Consider the following 17,429-nt stretch of genomic DNA (forward strand, 5'->3'; position numbering starts at 1 on the left):
CCATACATGATAAAAAAGGAAACCGTCATGTCAGAAGCTAACAACTATCAAATGGCTATTGATTTATTACGCTGTCATTTGGGTTTGTCCGAGGAAGAAGCGAAGCAACAACTCGGTATAGACCAACCGATATATGAGCAGAAAAAACAAAATCAATCACATGCAAAGTCTGCGCAATATACATATCCGGCAGCCCACTAGCGTTTTCTCTCTCAAAGCCGTCATCGCGCCAGATGACGGCTTTGATTTTTACGGTTCAGCCATCACCTCGTTGTTCGCATTTACTCGGAACATTTTCCTGCCAATTAAGTCTCACCTAAAACCAATAATGTTATGTCTGTTGATATTTTTCATTACTACTTGATAAATGACTTGAAGCATACTCAGTAAAACTCATATAATCGCTTGAATTTTAGATATTTTATCTATCCGACAGCTCATTATTTGGACAATTTTGCCAACCACACGGATTATAGCGATATAACAATGCTTCGATTAAATACCGAGGAACGGCCACACTGGCGGGATTTAGCTAAAAAATTCGGCTTTGGATTTCATACCGCTTATGGCGAACCTTACTGGGATGAAACGGCCTACTACCAGTTCACACTCAAACAGATCGAAGATGACTTAGAGAAACCAACTGAAGACATCCATCAGATGTGTCTGGAAGTTGTGGATACTGTTGTTGGGAATGAGTACTGGCTCCGTAAATTCCAAATCCCCGAGCCCATGTGGCAAGGCTTGTATGATTCCTGGCAAAAACGTGAGCCGTCCCTGTATTCTCGCGTCGATTTTGCATACAACGGTACACAACCTGCCAAGTTGTATGAAAACAATGCAGATACCCCCACTAGTCTTTATGAAACGGCATTCTGGCAGTGGTTATGGCTGGAAGATATGGTCAACCAAGGAAAAATCCGCCGCGATGCCGATCAATGTAATTTACTGCAAGAATTACTGATCAGCCGCTTCCAACAGTTGGCAACTTACCAGCCCGGTCAAACACTTCACCTCTGTTGTTGTAAAGACTCTGTTGAGGATCGCGGCACCGTTCAATATTTGGAAGATTGCGCGCGAGAGGCCGGATTATCCACCACTTTTGTTTATGTCGAAGATATTGGGCTAAACACCCAAGGTCAATTCACTGATTTAACCGATAAACCGATCCATTGGATATTTAAACTCTATCCTTGGGAATTTATGTTCCGGGAAGAATACGCAACCAATATTCAGACAGCTTCGGTCAACTGGTTAGAACCAATGTGGAAGTCAATTATCAGTAACAAAGCATTACTACCTTTGTTATGGAAAATGTTTCCCAACCATCCGAATCTTTTACCAGCCTACTTTGCCGATGATAAAGATCTGGGCACGCTGAAAGACTATGTGATTAAACCGATTTTTGCTCGGGAAGGTGCGAATATAACCATTGTCCAAAATGGCCGCCAGACGCTCAGAACCGAAGGACCGTATGGCGATGAGGGCGTGATCTATCAGGCTTACCATCCTTTACCAAAATTCGGACAACACTATACCTTGGTCGGCAGTTGGTTAGTCAATCAAGAAGCAGCAGGAATTTCTATCCGGGAAGATGTTTCGCGGGTCACACAGGATATGTCTCGCTATGTGCCACATATCATTATTGACTGACAGATACCACCGCCAAGCTGTGGATATCATCGACCTGATGATCAATAAAAAAATAATGCAGGGGTTGTTGTTTTCTCTTGATAGTGACAAGGTAGCATCAACCATAATTAAAAAGGTGAAATGCATCAACACGCCAGTTTTCAGGCTGTCGAACATAGCCTGACTTTTAGTTGATTGTATTTTCAAAAACAAGGAGAAACCTATGTGGCAAATTCATGAAATGATGCCCATTCTTCAACACAATGACGATTGGCAAGTTAAAACTCAGGGAGATACTCTGATTGTAACCAATGCTGACGGTATCGAAGCTTATATTGCAGTCGCTGGTGAACAGATTCTTGCTGAAGTGGTGTTATTTCCAGCCACACATGCCAAAGATCAGGCACAACTCAATGCGCTGATTCTAAAAACGCACAAGATGTTTCCTCTCTCAACCATCGCGATTAATGAGATCAATCAGGCAGATTACTATGTGGCTTTTGGTGCGTTGTCATCTCAGTCCAAAGCAGAAAGCATCCTCATCGAGGTTGAAACCCTGTTTCGTAATGTTGAAGCATTTATCGAGTTGTATCAGGAAGAATTAATCACGGAGTAATGACTATGAGTGTCTGGAAAAAATTATTTACCGCGATTAAAGGCGGTGCCAACGAAACTGCAGAAGCGATTGTCGATCAACAAGCACTGCGTATTTTGGATCAAGAAATTCGAGAAGCGAAAGCAGAGTTGAAACGTTCAGATGAAGCCCTAGTCAGTATTGTGGCTAAACGTAAGCTCTCCGAACAAAAAATAGCCTCGCAGGAGCAAGGGATCGCAGAATACGAAACCCATGCCCGTAACGCGATGGAAAAAGGGGCGCAAGAGCTCGCACTTGAATGTGCGCAAAAAGTTGCCGAACTCAGAAATGAATCTTCAACGGAAAATAACTATCTCGAAGAGTTCAAGAAATCTGAGCAAGTGATGCGAACCAATATCAAGCAGGCGAAAAGTAAGCTCCGCCAGTTGGAACAGCAGATCGATGTGGTCAAAGCCAATGAAGCGGTACAAAAAGCACAAAGTGCTGTTTCAGCGACGAACGTCGGTGCCAATGCGAAAATGCATACTGCCGTTGAATCGCTAGAGCGGATTAAGAAGCGTCAGGCTGAGCGGAGTGCTCAACTGGAAGCTGCCACAGAAATGGCCGAAGAAAACAGTGGCCAAAGTCTGGATCGCAAACTGGCAGAAGCGGGTATTACCGCCGGTGGCTCAAGTTCAGCCAGTGATGAACTAGAGCGTATCCTGAAAGGCGGCCAATAATAGGATCCCGCTTTTCACAGGTTGGCAGTTGTGTGAACAACTGCCAACACCGTGATCATCATAGCAATAGAACTCAAAACAATTATGCCTATCTTTATTCAATTAAGACGTTGGATATACACACAAATTACCCAGATGAACGAGAAAAACATTATTCTCGCATTTGGTGGTTATCTGCTGATTAGCTGGCTGGGAATGAATGCTATAGGCGAGACAGCAATTACACAATCATTTACCGATTTCGTCTACTACCTCGTCGTGACGTCTTCAACGGTCGGTTATGGTGATTTTTCACCGGTGACCGATGCGGGTAAATGGTTTGTCGCATTGTTTATTATTCCGGTCGGGCTGGGAATCTTTGCCCTGACGGTTGGTCGCATCGCCACGCTGTTCATTCTGTACTGGAAACGTAGTTTACTTGGCAAACGGAAAATTAAAGTGAATGACCATATTTTAGTCTTGGGCTGGAACGAACAACGAACCCTTCACCTGCTCAATATGTTACAACACGAACAAGATACACCACGTACCATCGTGCTTTGTGTCCGCCCGGAAATCGAGAACCCGCGTCCCGGAGAAATAGAGTTCGTCCGCGTGACCAGCTTCACCGATCAGGCCGGCATGAACCGGGCCGGAGTCCAACACGCAAGCTGTATTATCATTGATAACCCGGAAGATGATATTACCCTCTCTGCCGCTTTATTCTGTGCCGGTCAAAACCCGAATGCCCATATTCTGGCTTATTTTAATGATGAAGGCCTCAGTACGCTTCTGAAACACCACTGTCCCAATGTCGAATGCATTCCTTCCGTTTCTGTCGAAATGCTCGCAAAAGCAGCGGTAGATCCGGGTTCCAGTACACTTCATCATGAATTGCTCAGTTCAGAGAAAGGGATGACCCAATATTCCGTCATTTACCCGACCGGACAGAGCCAAACATCGCTTGAAGCTTTATTTCTGCAATTCAAGCAGCAATATGAGGCAATTCTGATTGCGGTTGATCGCGGGCAAGGGATTGAACTCAACCCACCACTGGATACATTAATAACTGGTGGTGACAAACTATTTTATATCGCTGAAAAACGCATTCATCAATTTCGATGGTCTGTCTAACTTCGCTTGAATAAGCGCTCGTTATTCAGCGCATCATCATGACTTTAATCAAGGTGATACATGTTTAGCTGGCTGAAGAACAAAGTAAATGATTCACAAACATCTGAACCGACAGCGCCTGAAGTGCTCGGTTTTCGTCTGGGAGGCGCATTTGAGTTTGATACCCTCAAACTCAAATTAATCGAACCGGAATTGATTATCGAAGGGGTCTCACCCACACAATTGATTCAAGCGGTCGGTGAAGTCAAACTGGACGAGCAAACCCGCTTACTGCGCTTTTATACCGATGACGATGGTTATGTGCAGGTCTTACAAGAAGGGACGCAAGACGCTGATGTCCGTGAAGTGAAAATGTTTTATTACTATGACACGTCCCCCATCGATACTGAAAATCAATGGCAGACACTGCTTGAAAGTGGCATCGTCAAAACAGACTGGTCATTAGAAGACCAACAATTTCAAAAAGCCTGGGATAATATTGTGCCCGTCGCCATGACAGAAAAAACTTGGCACAAAGATGGCACAGTGACTGAAACCGATCAGTTTGTCATGGTTTACGAACGCGAAACTGAATCTGGTTATTTTGAAGGCCTGATGGTGGCTGGAGAAGAAGTGTTCAATCAGTACAACGCTGAACACTGTCTGGTATTAAGCACTTATTTTGAACTCACCCCGACTGATTTTAAAATCATTGGATAATCATTGCTGTATTAGGAAATATTTATGGAACTTATACGTCACTCACTCCTTGGACTCGGTAATTTTTCACTTTACTTTGTGATATCACTGGTCTTTCTAATCCTGTTTAAACTGATCTATGTACGAATTACCCCTTATGATGAGTGGAAACTGGTTAAAGATAATAAGAATACCGCAGCAGGAATCGCCTTGGCTGGTTCGATGATCGGCTTTTCTCTGGCGCTTGCCGGTGCCGCCAGCAACTCAGTCAATCTCGTTGATTTTTGTGTCTGGAGTGTCGTCGCGCTGATTGCCCAAATTGTCGCTTTCCTAGTGGTCCGCTTTGGTTTTATGCCAAAACTCGCAGAGCGAATCGAAGCCGATGAAATCCCTGCTGCTATTATGATGGCCGCGATGTCTATCTCTGTCGGTCTGTTAAATGCGGCCTGTATGACCTACTAGGAGCCGGATGATGAAGAGAAGTAAACAAGTTGTTCTGGCACACATGAAGAAAGACTGGCGTTGTGCCGCTTATGCCCCGATTACCGTTGCAATTGCCGGCCTTGCGTTGTCCGGTTGTGGTGACAGCGGTAAAGATGCCGTCATTTATAAGAATGTTAACGATTGTATCAACGACAATCCAAGCTATACCACTGAGTGTAAGGCTGCTTACCAAAATGCTGTGTCTGAATCAGCCCGGACCGCTCCCCGCTACAATTCACTCAATGAGTGTATTGCCGATTTTGGTGTTGATATGTGTCGCTCGGATCCGAACAATCATAGTTGGTTTATGCCAGCCATGGCCGGATTTATGTTTGCCAGAATGTTAGATGGTCCCCGTTCTTATTATTCACAACCGATGTTCTATTCCGATTACCCATACAGCCCTTATTACCATCAGTGGCGCAGTGCGAGCGGGAATAAGTATGGTAGTTCCAGTTATCGCACCAATCCGGTTAAAATTCATCGCGATCAAATGAAACCCAAGCCAACCGTGACTCGAACAATCTCACGCGGTGGTTTTGGCTCGACATCATCGGCTAAATCAAGCTGGGGCAGTTCTTCAAGTCGTAGCTTTGGTTCTTCCAGCCGGAGCTGGGGAGGCTAACCGAGCCGCAATGCAAAGTGAGGGGCAACAACAATCCTCACACGATAAAAAAATGCCGAGATTTTCTCGGCATTTTTTATCGTGATAGGTAATGAAACGGGTTAAACCAGTAGTGGTGAGACATCAATAAACCGCCCTAACTCCTGACGTTTCGCACTTGGCACATAAGGGATCTCCCCCAGCTTCGGTGCGTTCATTTTCTGTTCCAGCATCTCAATGATATCCGCGTAATGTTCAGTCCCCGGATTGATACGGTTTGCCACCCATCCGATAATGTCCAAACCATCCGCCCGAATGCTTTCTGCCGTTAGCATTGCATGATTCAGACATCCTAACTGGATACCAACCACCAAAACAACCGGCAAGCGTTCCTGTTTCACCCAGTCAGACAAACACACCGAGTCTGACACTGGCACACGCCAGCCGCCTGCACCTTCAATCAAAACAATATCGGTATTGGCTTTATGCTGTGCTAGCTTGTCACTTAAGACCGAAAAATCAATCGCAACACCGGCATGTTGCGCGGCAATATGTGGCGACGTCGCTAATTCGAGTGCATAAGGATTAATATTGTCATAATCACTCTGACAAGTAGAAACCTTGATGAGATGTAACGCATCAGAATTACGAAAACCGGATTCAGTTTTCTCACATCCTGACGCCACAGGTTTATAACCTATCGTTTTTAAATCCTTGGCAGCAAGTGCCTGTAAGATCGCTTTTGATGCGACCGTTTTACCGACATCCGTATCTGTACCTGCAATAAATAGTGCGTCGATCATTGATGAATAACCCCAAAACAAACCTGATAAGTAGCAGGAAGTAGCCCTTCTCGGTTAGCAAATGTTTGATATGCCGCCTCAACCTGAGCAAGCATCCGATGACTGATAAGTCGATTCGTCCGCCCGTCAATATGTGTTGCACCAATGCCTTTTAGATCTTTCATGAGATGCATTGCTGAGTCGTACCAGAGCCCGAATGAACATAAGTCTATCTGATACGGTATGCACTCAGCTTGCGCTAACGCAATTTTTACCGCATTCTCAGAGATAAAACGGTTCACATGCTGGGCTGAATCAACCTTCGCCCAAGCTTGTTCCAGTTCGAGAAGAGAGCCGGCAGCTAAAATCGAGAAATAGCCCTTCCCTGTCGGCTTAAGAACCCGTTTGATTTCCCGGAATGAAACCGCCAGTGAGTCACACCACTGCAACGCTAAACTAGAGAACACGATATCCACGCTATGATCGGCCAAAGGCAAAGCTTCAGCATCACAGTGACAGTATTCAAATCCGGACATACCGCAACGTTGTCTGGCTTGAACCAGCATATCCTGCGATATATCAGCACAAATGACGGCTGCACCTCGCTGACGTATCTGTTCCGAAAAAAAACCTGTTCCACAACCTAAATCCAAAACAACATAGCCGTGTAAATCCTGTGGTAACTCATTGAGGAGTTTCAACCCGACATCACGCTGAAAAGCTGCATGGCGATCATAACTGTGTGCGGCCTTGCCAAATGCTGCAGCAATGCGCGCTTTTCTCTGCGAAGCAGACGATGATGAGGGATGTTGGATCATTTCAATATTCACCGAGCTGCTCCATCACTTGCTGCAATGTCATTGCCAGTTGACGAACCTGAGCTTCAGTGTGCCCGGCCGTCAAGGTCACTCTTAATCTTGCGGTACCTTCCGGCACCGTTGGCGGACGAATCGCACTCACCCAAATCCCCTGTTCCCGCAATGCACTCGCCAACTGTAAAGCTTGGGCGCTACTGCCAATGATCAGAGGCTGAATAGGCGTTTGTGACAGCGAAGTCGCACCATGCCAAGCGAGACAGTTATGATATAGCGCCTGCAGTTGTCGGAGTTTGTCACGTCGCCATTGATCTTGTTGAATCATTTCAATGGCCCGGCTCAGCGCATAAGCCTGTGCCGGTGGAATGGCGGTCGAATAGACATGATGCCGTGCAAACTGAGTCAGGTAATCCCCCGTATCCCGATCACACAACACCGCAGCGCCCGAGAGACCAAATGCTTTACCAAAGGTCACAACCAGCAGATCGGGATGGATTCCCGCAGCAGCACAGCTACCCATGCCACGCTCACCCAACACCCCGATACCATGGGCATCATCAACCATCAAGACCGCTCGATGCTGCACACAAGCGCTCAATTCAGCCAGCGGTGCACAATCGCCATCCATACTGAACACCCCTTCGGTAACCACCACATTGATGTGTTCTGCGGACAACAGTGCCGACACATGGGCGACATCATTATGGCGAAAGCGCTTCATCGTGGCAGCCGAGAGTGTACCGGCTTCCATCAGCGAGGCGTGATTCAAACGATCCTGAAGCAGTAAATCTCCACGCTGTAGCAGACTGAATAAAACTGCCTGATTGGCACTAAACCCTGAATTAAACAGAATCGCCCGCTCATACCCCAACCATTCACACAACATGGCTTCGAGCGTTTGATGCGTCTGGTGGAACCCTGTCACTAATGGTGAGGCACCACTGCCACATCCATAACGGCTAAGGCCTTCCTGCCATGCAGCAATCAGGCTCGGGTCAGTGGCAAGTCCGAGATAATCATTACTGGAAAAGTTAAGATATTGATGTCCTTGATGAACGAACTGCGCCCCGCTCTGACGTGCAATAGGGACCAACGCCCGCGTCAGCCCTCGCGATTCGCGCTCAGCTAAAACGCTCTTCAAGCGTTGTTTAAATGCCGGCTTCATAGAATAGGTCATCTTTCCCGGGACGCGCAGCAACACGTTCAACCACGCGATCAAGTAACTCGTTTTCCTCGATTTCGTCCGGTTTCTGTACCACCTGCTGACGGTTAATCCCCAGTTTACGGAACAGTTGCATGTCGCTGTCTTCTGCCGGATTCGGCGTCGTCAGTAATTTACAGCCATAGAAAATAGAGTTCGCCCCAGCCATAAAACAGAGCGTCTGCATTTGTTCGTTCATTTGCTCCCGTCCGGCTGACAAGCGGACAGCGGACTGAGGCATCATAATGCGTGCAACAGCGATCAAACGAATAAAATCAAAGGGGTCCACATCATCAACAGATTCCAGCGGTGTTCCTTTCACTTTCACCAGCATATTGATCGGCACACTTTCCGGTTGTGTCGGCAGGTTTGCCAGCTCAACCAGCAGTCCGGCGCGATCATTTGTGCTCTCACCCATGCCGATAATACCACCGGCGCAGACCTTCATCCCTGCATCCCGGACATGAGCCAGCGTATCAAGACGATCCTGATAAGTTCGGGTGGTAATAATGTTGCCGTAGAATTCAGGGGAGGTATCAAGGTTATGGTTGTAGTAATCCAGCCCGGCATGCGCCAGTTCCTGAGCTTGTTCGGCAGTGAGCATTCCCAATGTCATACAAGTTTCCAGTCCCATCTCTTTCACACCGGAAATCATCTGCTTCAACAGTGGCATATCACGCGCTTTCGGATTCTTCCATGCGGCTCCCATACAAAAGCGCGTCGAACCGGACGTTTTCGCTTTTTGAGCCGCATCCAATACTCGCTCAACCTCCATCAGACGTTCTTTGTCAACATCGGTGCGATAGTGAGCACTTTGCGGGCAATATTTACAATCTTCAGGACATGCACCGGTTTTAATCGAAAGCAATGTACTGACCTGAACATAGTTATGCGGTTGATAATGACGATGTACTTGCTGGGCTTCAAACAATAAATCCATGAAGGGTTTATTGAGTAAAGATTGCACTTCTGCAACCGTCCAATCATGACGAACTTCCACGTGTATTCCTTTCTTTTTATGAGGACAACTTTTCTTGGCTAGTCTAAACAGAAGCGCTACACTGTCAACAAAATAAATATATAAAGGTTTACAATAGATTTAAATATGAACAAAATGGATTTAAATTTCGACCGAAATCACATCTGGCACCCTTATACATCCACCCTCTCACCGCTTAACTGCTATCCGGTCAGTCATGCTGCCGGAAATCAAATTCATCTGGAAAGTGGTGAAATACTGATCGACGGGATGTCTTCGTGGTGGGCAGCCATTCATGGTTACAATCATCCCCGGTTGAACGCAGCCGTCACCGAGCAGTTGTCACGCATGTCTCATGTGATGTTTGGCGGCCTGACGCATCAGCCAGCCGTCGGTTTGTGTCAAAAGTTACTGCAAATGGTGCCCCCCTCACTACAACATGTTTTTCTCGCTGATTCAGGATCGGTTGCGGTTGAAGTGGCCTTGAAAATGGCACTGCAATACTGGCATAGTCGCGGAGAATCCCGTCCTCGTTTCTTAACACTTCGTCACGGCTATCACGGTGACACATTTGCGGCGATGTCGGTCACGGATCCGGACAATTCGATGCACAGTCTGTATCGGGGTTTTCTACCGGAACATCTCTTTGCCGATTCACCAGAAACCGGGTTTTATGCGCCGTGGAATCCACAGGATATCGACGATTTTCAAGCGCGACTTGAACAACATCACCAGACAATTGCCGCCGTGATTCTGGAACCGATTGTTCAAGGTGCCGGCGGTATGCGGATTTATCATCCCCGCTACTTGCAGGAAGTCAGAAAACTGTGTGATCAATTCAATGTATTGCTGATTGCCGATGAGATCGCAACCGGATTTGGCCGGACGGGGAAACTATTTGCTTGTGAACACGCAGAGATCGAGCCGGATATACTCTGTGTCGGTAAAGCATTAACCGGTGGCTATATGACGTTGTCAGCCACTTTGACCACGCAGCACGTTGCTCAAACCGTTTGTTCAGGAGAAGCGCAATGTTTTATGCATGGCCCGACATTTATGGGAAACCCGTTAGCCTGCGCAGTTGCTGAAGCAAGCCTAAGCCTGATTGAAACTGGTGCTTGGCAAACACAAGTACAGCAAATTGAGGTTTTTTTTGCCGCCCGTCTGCCCCAGCTTCAACAGTACCCGATGGTCAAACATGTCCGCTGGCTCGGTGCAATTGGCGTGGTAGAAACCCATCAGGCAGTCAGAATGGAAGAGATTCAGGCTCATTTTGTCAGTCAGGGCGTATGGATTCGCCCCTTTGGCAGATTAATTTACCTGATGCCACCTTACCTTTCGACCCATGATGATTTGGCACAGCTAGTTCAAGCCATTGAACGGGCGTTGCAACAACCGACCCTGTTTTTTCAGTGATGTACGGTGTCATACATCCGAGCGGATGCCTGAAATGATTGGTGGGCAGAGTCGCCTCTGCCCCCTGCGATGATGGGTTATCGTTGCCGGTCCTGTGCTGACAAGCAGAAATTCAGCGCCACCGCCAACAGCCAGCCACAAAGCAGTCCACCAGCATTTGCGGCCAAATCCAACCACTCCCCATAACGATTGACGTAAGGTTGAACCAGCTCAATCCCACCACTGTAGGCAAGTAAGGCAAACCCAATCCATCCCCACTGCCGAGGCTGTCGTAATGCGACCGGAAACATTAAGGCGGCATAACCGATCAAATGGTGAGTTTTATCGGTACCCGGTACGCTCGGTAAAGTGGCCAGCGGCCACAATGACAAAACCGTGATAGAAATCAAGATCGAGCCCATGACGATTAACCAGTATTTTTTCACCATTTGTAATGATGTGATGATGAGGGACATAGACTTACGCTCAACTGACCTGAATGCAACCTGGGGCTTATTCTCCGTGGATACCCGAGCCAAAGCAAATATTTATTTTGGGTGGTCAAACGATTGCGTCATCGTTCACCTTCCCAAATTTTTTGGCAAAGGATTGAACCGCCATTTTCTGCTGTTATAGTGCCCGCGAACGAACCAGACAAGGATCACAAAATGAATGCAAATACAGTAGAAATCATTGGTTACGCTGCATCACTGATGGTAGCGCTGTCATTTACGATGAAAGATATTATCAAGCTACGGATCGTCAATTGTATTGGCTGTCTGCTCTTCGTCACTTACGGTCTGATTATTGATTCATGGCCGGTAACACTGGCAAACCTGTTTATTACTGGTGCAAACATTTACTATCTGAGTAAAGCTCGCTCAGAAGCCGATAAGAAACTCAGCAAAGCTTAACCCCCTCAATGTTATGAGACTGATTGCAAAAGATAGTGTTTAACAGTGTGCGTCTTATTTCAGAGAAATGACATAGTGAAGACGCTATCCATGATTCTGAATGCTACATTTAGTCTCTATCGCAATCAGTTTACTCAAACTTATGTACAACAGAAATTTAACATTAGATATTTTCAAAATCGTCTTGGCTTTGATGGTTATCGGTATCCACAGCAATTTTCTCAGCGAACTGACCACGGAAGGATACTACCTCATCACTGCGGGTATTTTCAGAATCGCAGTGCCGATTTTCTTTATTATCAATGGTTATTACTTCATCACCATTACCGCCACAGATCAGTTGCTCCAATGGAGTAAAAGAGTCGCAATCCTCTATCTGTTCTGGACCCTCTTCTACGCTTATTTCTGGATGAAGCCGCTTACTCTGAATTTCATCGGTATGATGACTGTCGTCGAAACACTCATCGTCGGTTATCACCATTTGTGGTATTTGGTTGGTATGCTTGGCGCAGGACTGATGACCTATGTGTTCAGAGAGCGAACCCGGACAGGCGCACAACTGGCACTAGTCTGTTTTGTGCTGGGTGTGATCGTCCAGTACATCGGCAATTACCATTTGATGTCTTCGACATTTGCCGATGAGCTTTTCAACATTGGTTTTACCCACCGCAACTTTTTATTGTTAGGCTTTCCATTCTTCTATATCGGTTTCTTGATTCGTAAACATCAACTGTTTGCCAAAACACCGACCAGCACACTCCTCATCGCAGCGCTGATCGGCATCGGGCTGTTGTTGGGGGAAAGCTGGTATAACCTCAACCAACCAGATCGTACCGGGGTGTTTGATAACTATCTTTCACTGATATGGATCTGCCCGGTATTATTCCTACTGGCCATGCGTTCTCAGCGCACCACCAACAACAAGCATCTGGCGCATTTTTCGACGGCCATTTATTTGATTCATCCGTTCTGTTTAAGTGTGCTGACGAAAATTCATCCGTGGGAGAATACGCCTATGGCAATTGGATGTGTGCTGCTATCAATGGCCTTCTCTTTGGGGCTGATACAAGTGTATAAACGGATGGGTTATATTTTATAGCACAACGTTTCAATTAAAATTTTTATTTTAATTTCAACAATTTATAAATTATCCAATGTAATTAACATTGGATAGCCTATACTCTATTCAAGATATGAATCATGATGCATTTAAGTGCTCGGTGTTGAGTGATGAATAATGAAGAGAGTACATGGAGACAAATCGTGAAATTAAAAACGATTCTTACATTCAGTTTGGTTGGGCTTGCTGCCGGTATGATCTCTCCGGCTAAAGCAGACACTGTGTGTAGAACACCAAACATTGTCTGCTCGGGTCAGACAACATCCGGAGATACAAGCTGGCAACAATACCCTTATAGTGCAGGAATATATGTAGATATCGATACTTCTGCATGTGAGTTAACGTCCATGCCGACATATATGACTTCGATGAACGGCAACAGTACTCATTGGGAAATCACTGGCACTACATCTATCTACAATGCGACAGAGACTGGCTTTCGGGTCTATATAAGATATCCGAATGGCAGAGCCCTTACTCCTGCAACGGCAAATGGCTACCAGTGGTCAATCAATTGGATCGCTCTCAGCTCGGCGGATTGTCCACAGTAATGCTCGAATAAACGGTTAAATCGTGGAACACGGATTGATTTTCTGACTGCTGACTTTATTTATCTCGCACCTTATCTTTCGGCAATCATTCTCTCCCCACTCACCGAAGAAAAAAACAGGCGCTTGATCAAGCGCCTGTTTTTCATCATATCAACAACGATATTCTGGACGTCTTAATCCATCTCAAACTGTTGATCCAGCCAGTTGAACGCGGCTTCCTGCATATCTGCGGTAAAAATATGCCCTTTATTCGGCCAGATTTGCGTGTGGAGCTTATCTTCTGCGCCATTCGCTCGCCAGACACGATGCAATTTATCGAATGCATTTTGGACTGAATCAACAGGAAACAACGGATCCAAGCCACCGGCAAAAACCAACATTGGCTTGGGCGCCGCAATCGCGGCAACATCGGGATAATCCAGATAACGCGCCATATACGGGTGCAACATCGTAAACGCAGACTGGCCTTTCAACTGGTTATTACCAGGCACCATCAAACCTTTCATTGTCCCCATCCATGAATCCACAATGCTGGCGGTAATATCGTCCGATAATGCGGCCACTTGCCAAGAACGAAATGCGCCCATGGAGAAACCGACGGATGCGACACGCGATTGATCAACTTGGGGTTGGCTCGCCAGAAATTTCGCGGCCCGTAAATCATCCAGTGCAATGATCCCCGCAAACGAAGTGCCTAAATTAAACAGGTTCGATGCCAACGCTTGCTGTGAATTGGTGCGAAATCCCGCTACGGAGCGATCCCCCCAACCCAATGCATCGATGGATAAAACCACATAGCCACGTTTTGCCAATTCATCACCGGGGAAACGATCCGTAAAATAACGGTGCGCCCATTCACGCGATGACGATACGCGGGCATCATCTCCCCAAGTCTCAACAAATTTCTCTTTGCCAATATCAAACCGCGCCCCGTGATCATGTAAAAATAACGCAGCAGGAAAAGGGCCGTCCCCCTTAGGCGTTAACATCAATGCCAGTACCCGGCTTTCATGACTGATATTGAATACGATTTTCTGAGCGATATAACTGCCCCGATCAATCTGGTCAATCACCATCGGATTAAACGGAGTGTCATCTTGATAAGGTAAAATAATTTCCTGCGCCTTGGCCTTGGCAAGGTTGTGCCACAATTCCGGACTGTAGCCATCATGCCACGCAAGTTTGTACGGCATACGCGACGCTTTCAGTTTTTCATAAAACAGCGGAAAACTATTATCAGGCGAATCGATCGCTTGCGTGACGTAATCAGGCCCAGCCGGGGCATCATTACGATAAGTGCTATGAGCAAAAACAGCAGCGCTGGTCAGCGTGATCATGCTCGTCATAAGTATGGTTTTAATCAACTGATTCATTTGACTATCCTTTAGCAGAAAAGAGCGCTAAACCACATACACTCGATTTATTTTATAAAATTGAAACAGTGTTTTACTTTACAGGAAAATAAAGGAATGGGTGAGTTAGCAGGATCACAATCAGGCGAATTACTCATCATTCTTCACCGCGTAACTGAGAGCCCATTCAATCTGTACCGACAGTAATCGCCAATAACAGAAAGCTCCGTCTTATCTGCCCTACCTTTCACACGCTGCCCACCATGGATCGATATATACGGTTTTGCCTATACCATAGATAGATATAATCAAATTTACTGAATGATAATAATTATCAATAATGACACCTCAATCTATGATTCAGGTGGACAACCCATGAAAAAGACCATTAGTTTTGCAGTCATTCACTTCAGCATCGCGTTTACAGTTGCCTATATCTTGACTGGCGATGTAATTTTGGGGAGTTTAATTGCCATGCTAGAGCCGATGATCAATACCGTGGCATTCTACTTTCATGAAAAAGTATGGTCTCAATATGCACCGCTCCAGCGTTATGCCTCAGCGCCACATATTAAAACCGCCAGTTTCGCGGTGATCCATTTCAGTGTTGCCTTTAATGTGGCCTATTTATTGACCGGGAGCTGGCTGATCGGGGGCGTCATGGCGCTGATTGAACCGAGCATCAATACCTGTGCCTATTACTTCCACGAGAAAGTGTGGCAAGGAAAAGCACAGCATCAATCATGGCAGTGTACGCATCATGGTACCGTGACCCCCTCATAGTCACGTGCCACATGAGGGGTGATGTCTATCACAGAATCTGTTAATATAACGCTTATCTATCAAGTTGGCCGCAAGGCCAGCTTTTTTCATATTCACCACTCAATCTGGAATTCCCTGTGCTATCAACTGCAAACATCACCATGCAATTTGGCGATAAGCCATTATTTGAAAATATCTCCATTAAATTTGGCCACGGTAACCGTTACGGTCTTATCGGCGCGAACGGTTGCGGCAAATCCACCTTTATGAAAATTCTGAGTGGTGAACTAGAGGCTTCCGTCGGAAGTGTTTCAATCGATCCCAATGAACGCATGGCAAAGCTGGGACAAGACCAGTTTGCATTTGAAACGTTCTCCGTCATTGACACCGTGATTATGGGTCATAAAGAACTGTGGGAAGTCAAAGAAGAACGCGACCGTATCTATGCATTGCCTGAAATGTCAGATGAAGATGGAATGCGTGTCGGCGATCTGGAAACAGAATTTGCCGAAATGGATGGTTATTCAGCGGAAGCCCGTGCCGGAGAGCTCTTGCTCGGACTCGGCATCCCAGAAGCACAACACTTCGGGTTGATGAGTGAAATCGCCCCGGGTCTGAAATTGCGAGTGCTGCTGGCACAGGTATTGTTTGCCGAACCGGAAATCATGCTGCTCGACGAACCGACCAACAACTTGGACATGCACACCATTTCTTGGTTAGAACAGACCCTGCTGGCTCGTAACTGCACGATGATTATCATCTCGCATGACCGTCACTTTCTGAATACCGTCTGTACCCATATGGCCGATCTCGACTATGGTGAATTGCGCTTGTTCCACGGTAACTACGATGAATATATGATTGCAGCAGAACAGGCCAGAGAGCGCCTTCATGCTGACAATGCCAAGAAGAAAGCACAAATCGCGGAGTTACAAACCTTCGTCAGCCGCTTCTCTGCAAACGCATCAAAAGCCAAACAGGCAACATCCCGCCAGAAGCAGCTTGAAAAAATTCAGCTTGAAGAAGTTAAACCTTCCAGCCGTCAATCTCCGTTTATTCGGTTCGAACAGGAAAAACCGCTGTTCCGCAATGCGCTCGAGGTCAACGCACTCAAACAGGGATACGGCGACAATGTTCTGTTTAATGATGTCAACCTGATGGTCGAAGTCGGTGAACGGATTGCCATTATCGGGGAAAACGGGATCGGTAAATCAACCCTGTTGAATACACTGGCAGCTGTGATGCCCCCCATGGCCGGTGAAGTCAAATGGTCTGAAAACAATAACATTGGTTTCTACGCGCAGGATCATGCCCACGAATTCAGTGAAGATCTCAATTTAATGGATTGGATGGGACAGTGGAAAAAAGAAGGCGATGATGAGCAAACCGTGCGGAGTATCTTAGGCCGGATGCTCTTTTCACAAAATGAGATTAAGAAGTCAGTCAAGGTCATCTCCGGTGGAGAACAAGGTCGCATGCTGTTCGGTAAACTGATCATGCAAAAACCCAATATTTTGCTGATGGATGAACCGACCAACCATATGGATATGGAATCGATCGAGGCTCTGAACCTAGCCCTGGAAAATTACCCGGGAACGCTGCTATTTGTCTCCCATGACCGTCAGTTTGTTTCTTCAATCGCCACACGCATTATCGAAATTACCAAAGATGGCGTGAATGACTTCCACGGCACTTACGATGAATATCTGGCGAAACAAGGCCTGCTCGGTTAAT

General features: G+C 46.3%; 20 protein-coding genes. 14 read left to right on the forward strand and 6 right to left on the reverse strand.

Annotation, left to right across the window (positions count from 1 at the left end; translation table 11 throughout):
- The first annotated feature begins 27 nt into the window (after window positions 1-27).
- From BSQ33_RS21790 to BSQ33_RS02715, 8 genes are all read left to right on the forward strand, one after another.
- On the forward strand, window positions 28-201 hold the full coding sequence (locus BSQ33_RS21790) for a hypothetical protein (RefSeq protein ID WP_088133196.1): 174 nt from the start codon (window positions 28-30) through the stop codon (window positions 199-201).
- 285 nt (window positions 202-486) lie between these two features.
- The gene (locus tag BSQ33_RS02685; RefSeq protein ID WP_021019009.1) at window positions 487-1,653 is read left to right on the forward strand and encodes a glutathionylspermidine synthase family protein; all 1,167 of its coding nucleotides are present in this window, start codon (window positions 487-489) and stop codon (window positions 1,651-1,653) included.
- Between the two features lie 202 nt (window positions 1,654-1,855).
- Window positions 1,856-2,248 (forward strand): DUF2170 family protein, encoded by a 393-nt coding sequence (locus BSQ33_RS02690; RefSeq protein WP_021019008.1) that lies wholly within the window; start codon window positions 1,856-1,858, stop codon window positions 2,246-2,248.
- A 5-nt stretch (window positions 2,249-2,253) separates the two neighbouring features.
- Entirely contained in the window at window positions 2,254-2,946 is a 693-nt protein-coding gene (locus BSQ33_RS02695) for a PspA/IM30 family protein (protein WP_021019007.1), read from the forward strand.
- Window positions 2,947-3,030: 84 nt separating this feature from the next.
- Window positions 3,031-4,059: a potassium channel family protein gene (locus BSQ33_RS02700; protein ID WP_021019006.1), complete on the forward strand. Its 1,029-nt coding sequence runs from the start codon at window positions 3,031-3,033 to the stop codon at window positions 4,057-4,059.
- A 60-nt stretch (window positions 4,060-4,119) separates the two neighbouring features.
- Entirely contained in the window at window positions 4,120-4,758 is a 639-nt protein-coding gene (locus BSQ33_RS02705; RefSeq protein ID WP_021019005.1) for a YjfK family protein, read from the forward strand.
- A 24-nt stretch (window positions 4,759-4,782) separates the two neighbouring features.
- Complete coding sequence (locus BSQ33_RS02710) at window positions 4,783-5,199, forward strand: DUF350 domain-containing protein (RefSeq protein ID WP_021019004.1); 417 nt, start codon at window positions 4,783-4,785, stop codon at window positions 5,197-5,199.
- Between the two features lie 7 nt (window positions 5,200-5,206).
- Window positions 5,207-5,845 (forward strand): DUF1190 family protein, encoded by a 639-nt coding sequence (locus tag BSQ33_RS02715; RefSeq protein ID WP_232471948.1) that lies wholly within the window; start codon window positions 5,207-5,209, stop codon window positions 5,843-5,845.
- A gap of 101 nt (window positions 5,846-5,946) precedes the next feature.
- On the opposite strand, the gene bioD is transcribed toward BSQ33_RS02715, so the two are convergent.
- The 4 genes from bioD to bioB are packed head-to-tail and all read right to left on the reverse strand — an operon-like array spanning window position 5,947 to window position 9,622.
- Window positions 5,947-6,627, reverse strand: a complete 681-nt coding sequence (gene bioD / locus BSQ33_RS02720) for a dethiobiotin synthase (RefSeq protein ID WP_021019002.1) — start codon at window positions 6,625-6,627, stop codon at window positions 5,947-5,949.
- On the reverse strand, window positions 6,624-7,424 hold the full coding sequence (gene bioC / locus BSQ33_RS02725) for a malonyl-ACP O-methyltransferase BioC (protein WP_088134510.1): 801 nt from the start codon (window positions 7,422-7,424) through the stop codon (window positions 6,624-6,626). The genes bioD and bioC overlap by 4 nt, the downstream gene beginning before the upstream one ends.
- Before the next feature lies 1 nt (window position 7,425).
- Complete coding sequence (gene bioF, locus BSQ33_RS02730; RefSeq protein ID WP_088133197.1) at window positions 7,426-8,586, reverse strand: 8-amino-7-oxononanoate synthase; 1,161 nt, start codon at window positions 8,584-8,586, stop codon at window positions 7,426-7,428.
- On the reverse strand, window positions 8,570-9,622 hold the full coding sequence (gene bioB, locus BSQ33_RS02735) for a biotin synthase BioB (RefSeq protein ID WP_088133198.1): 1,053 nt from the start codon (window positions 9,620-9,622) through the stop codon (window positions 8,570-8,572). The genes bioF and bioB overlap by 17 nt, the downstream gene beginning before the upstream one ends.
- A 114-nt stretch (window positions 9,623-9,736) precedes the next feature.
- Between bioB and bioA the strand changes: the two genes are divergently transcribed.
- Window positions 9,737-11,017, forward strand: a complete 1,281-nt coding sequence (bioA, locus tag BSQ33_RS02740) for an adenosylmethionine--8-amino-7-oxononanoate transaminase (protein ID WP_088133199.1) — start codon at window positions 9,737-9,739, stop codon at window positions 11,015-11,017.
- 77 nt (window positions 11,018-11,094) lie between these two features.
- On the opposite strand, the gene BSQ33_RS02745 is transcribed toward bioA, so the two are convergent.
- Window positions 11,095-11,472 (reverse strand): hypothetical protein, encoded by a 378-nt coding sequence (locus BSQ33_RS02745; RefSeq protein ID WP_021018997.1) that lies wholly within the window; start codon window positions 11,470-11,472, stop codon window positions 11,095-11,097.
- A gap of 192 nt (window positions 11,473-11,664) precedes the next feature.
- Here BSQ33_RS02745 and BSQ33_RS02750 point away from each other — a divergent pair, with 192 nt between their 5' ends.
- The 3 genes from BSQ33_RS02750 (at window position 11,665) to BSQ33_RS02760 (ending at window position 13,581) form a co-directional block, all read left to right on the forward strand.
- Window positions 11,665-11,910, forward strand: coding sequence for a YgjV family protein (locus BSQ33_RS02750; protein ID WP_021018996.1), 246 nt, complete (start codon window positions 11,665-11,667; stop codon window positions 11,908-11,910).
- Between the two features lie 100 nt (window positions 11,911-12,010).
- A complete protein-coding gene (locus tag BSQ33_RS02755; RefSeq protein WP_088133200.1) occupies window positions 12,011-13,009 on the forward strand; it encodes an acyltransferase family protein in 999 nt (332 codons plus the stop codon).
- A gap of 164 nt (window positions 13,010-13,173) precedes the next feature.
- On the forward strand, window positions 13,174-13,581 hold the full coding sequence (locus BSQ33_RS02760) for a hypothetical protein (RefSeq protein WP_157721346.1): 408 nt from the start codon (window positions 13,174-13,176) through the stop codon (window positions 13,579-13,581).
- A gap of 173 nt (window positions 13,582-13,754) precedes the next feature.
- Here the strand turns inward: BSQ33_RS02760 and BSQ33_RS02765 are convergent, their stop codons facing one another.
- A complete protein-coding gene (locus tag BSQ33_RS02765; RefSeq protein WP_021018993.1) occupies window positions 13,755-14,954 on the reverse strand; it encodes a dienelactone hydrolase family protein in 1,200 nt (399 codons plus the stop codon).
- Window positions 14,955-15,308: 354 nt separating this feature from the next.
- Between BSQ33_RS02765 and BSQ33_RS02770 the strand changes: the two genes are divergently transcribed.
- Both BSQ33_RS02770 and BSQ33_RS02775 read left to right on the forward strand, forming a co-directional pair.
- Window positions 15,309-15,716 (forward strand): DUF2061 domain-containing protein, encoded by a 408-nt coding sequence (locus BSQ33_RS02770; RefSeq protein ID WP_088134512.1) that lies wholly within the window; start codon window positions 15,309-15,311, stop codon window positions 15,714-15,716.
- Window positions 15,717-15,832: 116 nt separating this feature from the next.
- Complete coding sequence (locus BSQ33_RS02775; protein ID WP_088133202.1) at window positions 15,833-17,428, forward strand: ABC-F family ATPase; 1,596 nt, start codon at window positions 15,833-15,835, stop codon at window positions 17,426-17,428.
- Window position 17,429 lies beyond the last annotated feature (1 nt).

The organism is Vibrio gazogenes (assembly GCF_002196515.1).
GTDB classification, from domain to species: domain Bacteria; phylum Pseudomonadota; class Gammaproteobacteria; order Enterobacterales; family Vibrionaceae; genus Vibrio; species Vibrio gazogenes_A.

What these genes read in the sequence shown, in the direction of transcription:
- BSQ33_RS02685 (WP_021019009.1), top strand. Translation starts at nt 487, where the DNA reads ATGCTTCGATTAAATACCGAGGAACGGCCACACTGGCGGGATTTAGCT.
- BSQ33_RS02765 (WP_021018993.1), bottom strand. Translation starts at nt 14,954, where the DNA reads ATGAATCAGTTGATTAAAACCATACTTATGACGAGCATGATCACGCTG.
- BSQ33_RS02715 (WP_232471948.1), top strand. Translation starts at nt 5,207, where the DNA reads ATGATGAAGAGAAGTAAACAAGTTGTTCTGGCACACATGAAGAAAGAC.
- BSQ33_RS02695 (WP_021019007.1), top strand. Translation starts at nt 2,254, where the DNA reads ATGAGTGTCTGGAAAAAATTATTTACCGCGATTAAAGGCGGTGCCAAC.
- bioC (WP_088134510.1), bottom strand. Translation starts at nt 7,424, where the DNA reads ATGATCCAACATCCCTCATCATCGTCTGCTTCGCAGAGAAAAGCGCGC.
- bioA (WP_088133199.1), top strand. Translation starts at nt 9,737, where the DNA reads ATGGATTTAAATTTCGACCGAAATCACATCTGGCACCCTTATACATCC.
- BSQ33_RS02745 (WP_021018997.1), bottom strand. Translation starts at nt 11,472, where the DNA reads ATGTCCCTCATCATCACATCATTACAAATGGTGAAAAAATACTGGTTA.
- BSQ33_RS02770 (WP_088134512.1), top strand. Translation starts at nt 15,309, where the DNA reads ATGAAAAAGACCATTAGTTTTGCAGTCATTCACTTCAGCATCGCGTTT.
- BSQ33_RS02755 (WP_088133200.1), top strand. Translation starts at nt 12,011, where the DNA reads ATGCTACATTTAGTCTCTATCGCAATCAGTTTACTCAAACTTATGTAC.
- BSQ33_RS02705 (WP_021019005.1), top strand. Translation starts at nt 4,120, where the DNA reads ATGTTTAGCTGGCTGAAGAACAAAGTAAATGATTCACAAACATCTGAA.
- BSQ33_RS21790 (WP_088133196.1), top strand. Translation starts at nt 28, where the DNA reads ATGTCAGAAGCTAACAACTATCAAATGGCTATTGATTTATTACGCTGT.
- BSQ33_RS02710 (WP_021019004.1), top strand. Translation starts at nt 4,783, where the DNA reads ATGGAACTTATACGTCACTCACTCCTTGGACTCGGTAATTTTTCACTT.
- BSQ33_RS02750 (WP_021018996.1), top strand. Translation starts at nt 11,665, where the DNA reads ATGAATGCAAATACAGTAGAAATCATTGGTTACGCTGCATCACTGATG.
- BSQ33_RS02700 (WP_021019006.1), top strand. Translation starts at nt 3,031, where the DNA reads ATGCCTATCTTTATTCAATTAAGACGTTGGATATACACACAAATTACC.
- BSQ33_RS02690 (WP_021019008.1), top strand. Translation starts at nt 1,856, where the DNA reads ATGTGGCAAATTCATGAAATGATGCCCATTCTTCAACACAATGACGAT.
- bioF (WP_088133197.1), bottom strand. Translation starts at nt 8,586, where the DNA reads ATGAAGCCGGCATTTAAACAACGCTTGAAGAGCGTTTTAGCTGAGCGC.
- bioD (WP_021019002.1), bottom strand. Translation starts at nt 6,627, where the DNA reads ATGATCGACGCACTATTTATTGCAGGTACAGATACGGATGTCGGTAAA.